The organism is Dyella sp. (assembly GCF_036568765.1).
GTDB lineage: Bacteria > Pseudomonadota > Gammaproteobacteria > Xanthomonadales > Rhodanobacteraceae > GSA-30.
Genome location: NZ_DATCRY010000069.1, coordinates 1 through 4,950, shown reverse-complemented (window position 1 = coordinate 4,950; position 4,950 = coordinate 1). Strand labels below are relative to the sequence as shown.

General features: G+C 61.6%; 5 protein-coding genes. 3 read left to right on the top strand and 2 right to left on the bottom strand.

Annotated elements, in window-relative coordinates; all coding sequences use genetic code 11:
* The 3 genes from VIM98_RS20650 to VIM98_RS05570 form a co-directional block, all read left to right on the top strand.
* The coding region (locus VIM98_RS20650; protein WP_414650192.1) for a cation:dicarboxylate symporter family transporter at positions 1-304 on the top strand (304 nt) is incomplete at its 5' end.
* On the top strand, positions 301-1,314 hold the full coding sequence (locus VIM98_RS05575; protein ID WP_331992109.1) for an alpha/beta hydrolase: 1,014 nt from the start codon (positions 301-303) through the stop codon (positions 1,312-1,314). The genes VIM98_RS20650 and VIM98_RS05575, both read left to right, overlap by 4 nt.
* A 50-nt stretch (positions 1,315-1,364) precedes the next feature.
* Entirely contained in the window at positions 1,365-2,858 is a 1,494-nt protein-coding gene (locus VIM98_RS05570) for an OprO/OprP family phosphate-selective porin (RefSeq protein WP_331992108.1), read from the top strand.
* 59 nt (positions 2,859-2,917) lie between these two features.
* On the opposite strand, the gene VIM98_RS05565 is transcribed toward VIM98_RS05570, so the two are convergent.
* Both VIM98_RS05565 and VIM98_RS05560 read right to left on the bottom strand, forming a co-directional pair.
* Entirely contained in the window at positions 2,918-4,210 is a 1,293-nt protein-coding gene (locus tag VIM98_RS05565) for an MFS transporter (protein ID WP_331992107.1), read from the bottom strand.
* A 26-nt stretch (positions 4,211-4,236) separates the two neighbouring features.
* Positions 4,237-4,950: OprO/OprP family phosphate-selective porin (locus VIM98_RS05560; protein ID WP_331992106.1), on the bottom strand; the 714-nt coding region annotated here is incomplete at its 5' end.

Here is a 4,950-nt window from a genome sequence, read left to right as displayed (position 1 = left end):
GCTCAGCTCCAAGGGCGCGGCGGGCGTGACGGGTGCGGGCTTCATCACGTTGGCAGCCACACTGGCGATGGTGCCGTCAGTACCGGTGGCAGGCATCGCGCTGATTCTCGGCGTGGACCGCTTCATGAGCGAATGCCGCTCGCTCACCAATTTCATCGGTAACGCAGTGGCCACGGTCGTCGTGGCGCGTTGGGAAGGTGCATTCGACGCCGCGCGCTGGCGCGCGGCGCTCTATGGCGACGTCAGGACCGACGCCGCTGATCGTGACACGGCCGTCCTCGTCCATAGTGGAGATCGTTCATGAGTTTCCTTCGTGCAGTGGCTGTGGTGCTGGCCGCGGGGTTGGCGTGCGGTAGTGCGTTTGCCCAGCAGTCGCCGATCGGCGTATCGATGCAATCGCTGGACCTGTGGCCCGGCCAGCCGCCTGGCGAAGGACATGCGCGTGGCCCCGAACGTATCGGTCAATCCGGCACCGGCGTGGGCGCGGTGTCCAATGTGTCGCGCCCGCGCATCGAAATCTATCGCCCGCAACACCCCAATGGCACCGCGGTGCTGCTGATCGGCGGCGGCGGTTATTTCCGTATCGGCATCGGCCACGAGGTCATGCCCACGGCGCAATGGCTGGCGGCGATCGGCGTGACGCCGGTCGTGCTGTACTACCGCCTGCCGGCCGATGGCTGGAAGCCGGCTGCACCGTTCCAGGACGCACAGCGCGCGATGCGCGTGTTGCGTGCCCACGCTAGCGACTACGGCATCGATGCCAAGCGCATCGGCGTGCTCGGCTTCTCTGCTGGAGGCAATCTTGCCGGCATTACTGCCACGCGTTTCGGGGACGCCTTCTATACGCCGGTCGATACGGCTGACGGACAATCGTCGCGGCCGGATTTCGCCGGCCTGATCTATCCGGTGATCTCGATGCGCCCGCCCTACGATACGACGCGTTCCTTTCGCGAATTATCGGTCCAGTCCGATGCGGTGCAGGCGTATTCGGTGGAACTGCACGTAACTCACGACACACCGCCAACCTTCCTGGCCCAGGCACAGGACGATCCGATTGCCAATATCGGCAATAGCCTGGTGATGTTCGATGCCTTGCGCAAACAAAGCGTGCCGGTCGAAATGCACGTGTTCGAGAACGGCGGGCACGGCTGGGGCCTGGGCACGCCAGGCACGCTGGTAGCGGCCTGGCCGCGCCTGTTCGCCGATTGGATGCGCGCGCTTGGCTGGCTGCCTTCGACGGGCCAACCGGCGGCGATCGCACCGAACAAGCCGGCGCGCGCCGCTCGTGCCACGCAAATCGAGGGCGACGACTGAACGTCGTTGCGCAGACAAGAGCTTGCTCTCTTAGAACTTAGGGGAAATCCATGAAAACTGTGTCGCGTCGCCTGCTGATGGCAGGCTCGGCTTCCGTGTTGCTGGGCGCACTGGCGCCGCTGCATGCCGAAGACATTTCTACGCAAGACCTGGTGAAACTGGTCAAGCAGCAAGCGGCGGAAATCAAAGAACTCAAGCGGCGCCTCTCCGCTGTCGAGGCGCATGAACAGGTCGCCAGTCAAGCGGTAGCTGCTGCTCCCGCTTCTGCTCGGCAGACATCGCCCGGAGCCACGGAAGCGCAAGTGCAAGCGGCGATTGCCGAATCGCGCGCCAGCGAGCTGGCCCTTGTGCAGGCACAAGTGGCCAATAACGGTGGAGGCGCCGGCGGTGGCAATGCCAGCTGGGGTAAGAACGGCGAAGCCGGTCCGATCTTCAGCAGCGACGACGGCTTCTTTACGTTCAAGCCCGATGCGCGCTTGCTGGTGGACTTTACGGGTACGAAAGGTTCGTCCTATGAGGGCCGTAACATCAATGGCTCGCAGGTGTCGCAGGCGCGTCTTGGTGCCGAAGGTACCATCGGTGCATTGGGTTATCACATCGAAGCCGATTTTGCTGGCAACAAGGTATCGCTGCGCCAGTCGTACCTGAGTTACGGCACGGATATGTGGGGTCTGCGCAGCAAGTTCTATGTAGGTAATTTCCTCAAGGATCTCGGCACCGAAGGCTCCAGCGAGCAGGCGCGTACGCCTTTCATGCTGCGTAACGCGGCGGTGACGGTCGGCGAGCCAGTGAACAGCTTCTTCGGCCTGGGCGCGCAGATGAAGGTGTATGGCGAGAATTGGCACTATAGCTTGTCGGTGACCGGTAACTCGCCTTCAAGCAGCACCACGGGCACCAGTTCCGACTCCATCGCCTATCTCACGCGTGCGCACTGGAACCCGCTCAAGGGCAGCGACGGCTTCCTGCACGTCGGTGCCTGGTATTGGTATGAAAGCATCAGCAGCGGTGTGACGAGTATCAACAACACGCCGGCCATTGCGCTGGATTACAACGCCAACCTCGCCGTGTCGGCCAGCTCGATCGCCAACCCTTCGCAGGATCATGGTTCCGGTTATGAACTGGGCGGCGTCTATCGTGGTTTCTGGGCGATGAGCGAATATGGCAAGCGCACAATCGATTCGCACACCACGGATGCGGTCAGCCGGCATGGTTCGTCGTTCGCTGCCGGCTGGATGATTACGGGCGAGAAGCCAGGATTCTCCAGCCGCTCCGGTAGCTGGGGTTCGGTCAAGGTCAATGACCCGGTCACGTCCGGCGGTTGGGGGGCATGGGAGCTGGCAGCTCGCGTGGATCACTACGACTTTACCGGCGCGCCGCGTGGCGGGCTCGGTCAGAGCTATACGCTCGGTTTGAACTGGTATCTCAACGATTGGTCGCGGCTGATGTTCAACTACATTCGTTGGCATACCGACAATAAGGTCGGCAGCTTCCAGGGGCCCGATTGGGGTAATTCGTTCGGCATCCGTACCCAGGTGGTGTTTTGATGCCAGCCTCGAGCGGCGGCCGGATACTGCCCCCTGCCGCTCGAGGATAAACGTGTTTTTCACTCGGCGATACGTGAGTGGTTCCTGGTATCGGGCATGATGAAATACACAGCGAGCGAAACAGCGATGCATCCGGTGACGTACAAATAAAAGCCGTGTTCATGGCCAATGCTCCGGAACCACAAGGCCAGGTATTCGGCGGTGCCGCCGAATACCGATAGCGTCAACGCATAAGGCAGTCCGACGCCGATGGCGCGAATCGAGGCTGGGAAGAGTTCGGCCTTGACCACCGCGTTGATCGAGGTGTAGCCGCTGACGATCGTCAATGCCAGCGTCAACAGGCCGAATGCAGCCCACCAGGACGTTACGTCTCGTAGCGAAGCCAGGATAGGGTAGGTGCAAAGGCAGCCGAGCACGCCGAAGGCGATCAAGATGGGACGCCTCCCGATGCGATCGGATAATGCGCCGACCAAAGGCTGCAACAGAGCGAACACGAACAGCGCCGCGGCTGACACCGACGTTGCATCTGCCTTGCTCATGCCTACCGTGTTGACCAGGTACTTTTGCATATAGGTCGTATAGGTGTAGAAGGCCACTGTTCCGCCCATGGTCAAGCCGATCACGGTGAGTACTTCGCGTGGATGACTCAGCAGTTCACGCAATGGGCTGCGGTTCGCCGGCTTGGCATGCTTGAACGCGTTGGTTTCATGCATGCCGCGACGAATGTAGATGGCAGCGACAGCGAGCGCCGCGCCGATCAGGAACGGAACGCGCCAGCCCCAGGTCTGCAGTTGCTCCGGCGTGAGCAGCCACTGTTGCAGGACGATGAGCAGTAAGAGGGCTAGCAATTGTCCGGAAATCAGGGTGAGGCATTGCATGCTTGCCCATAAGCCACGTGAATGGGGCGGGGCCATTTCGCTGAGATACGTTGCCGAGGTGCCGTACTCGCCACCGACCGACAAGCCCTGCAGCAATCGGGCGAGCACCAGCAACGCTGGCGCGGCCGCACCGATGGTCGCGTAGCCGGGGGTCAGGCCGATGATCAGCGAGCCGAGGCTCATGATGCATACGGACACCAACAGGGCGGTTTTGCGACCATGCCGGTCGGCGATATGGCCGAGTAACCAGCCGCCGACGGGCCGCATCAGGAAGCCGACCGCAAAAATGGCGGCCGACTGCAGTAGCTGAGAGGTCTGATCGCCCTGCGGGAAGAAGGCGCCGGCGAAGTAGAGTGAAAACGCGGCATAGACATACCAGTCATACCACTCCACCAGATTGCCGACCGAGCCGCTGAAGATGGATCGTAAACGTTGTATGGCCGTCAGCGGTCCAGTGTGATGCGGTGCTTCCATGTACGTTCCTTGCGTCGGTAAGGCTGCTAGAAATGAAACTGCACCTGCAGAGCCAGGATGCGATCGTCGGTCCGTAAGCCGCGTCTTTTCGCGTGGACGAAGATTTGGTTGATTTGCAGTTTCCAGTGGTCGTTCGGGTACCAATTGGCACCGGCCGTCATGTTGTGTTCGCGGCCGCCGGCAATTGCGCCGTCGTTGAGATCCAACGCGCTGTAGCGCAATAACAGTTCCACGGCTTGCTTGTTGCGTGCGTTGGGATTGGCAACTTGTCCGTCCCGATAAGGGCGCGATTCGCCGGTAAGAACGTAGCTGCCAAAAACGTAGTAGCCGCGGCCGGTGAAAGAGGGCGGGCCATGGCGACGGACACGTGTATGCAGATATTCGGCTTGGATCGACAAGGGGCCTTCGATCCACAGCGCTTCCAGGCCGGCCCGGCGTATTGCTTGTACGCGGTCGATCGTGCCGGTATCGATCAGGCGTGTGGCAAGCAGACCGACTTCCGGTCGCGACTGCCAGCGCACCGAGGGCGAGATGCGCTGACCACGTCCGTCCATGCGTGAGGCGAGGCGTTCTTCGGACCACGATGCGCCGATATGCCATACCTTGTCGTGGGCGCGGCGCGGTATCCATGCCAGGCGGGCGTCCCAGGTGCGGCCATCGTTGTCGCCATGAAGATCGCCGAGTGGATAGAAGCCAAGCTCCACCAGGTAGCGCTCGCGCTGCAATGACCAGTCCAGGCC

Excerpts from the sequence above, each read along its gene's own strand:
- VIM98_RS05575 (WP_331992109.1), top strand. The coding sequence starts at position 301 with ATGAGTTTCCTTCGTGCAGTGGCTGTGGTGCTGGCCGCGGGGTTGGCG.
- VIM98_RS05570 (WP_331992108.1), top strand. The coding sequence starts at position 1,365 with ATGAAAACTGTGTCGCGTCGCCTGCTGATGGCAGGCTCGGCTTCCGTG.
- VIM98_RS05565 (WP_331992107.1), bottom strand. The coding sequence starts at position 4,210 with ATGGAAGCACCGCATCACACTGGACCGCTGACGGCCATACAACGTTTA.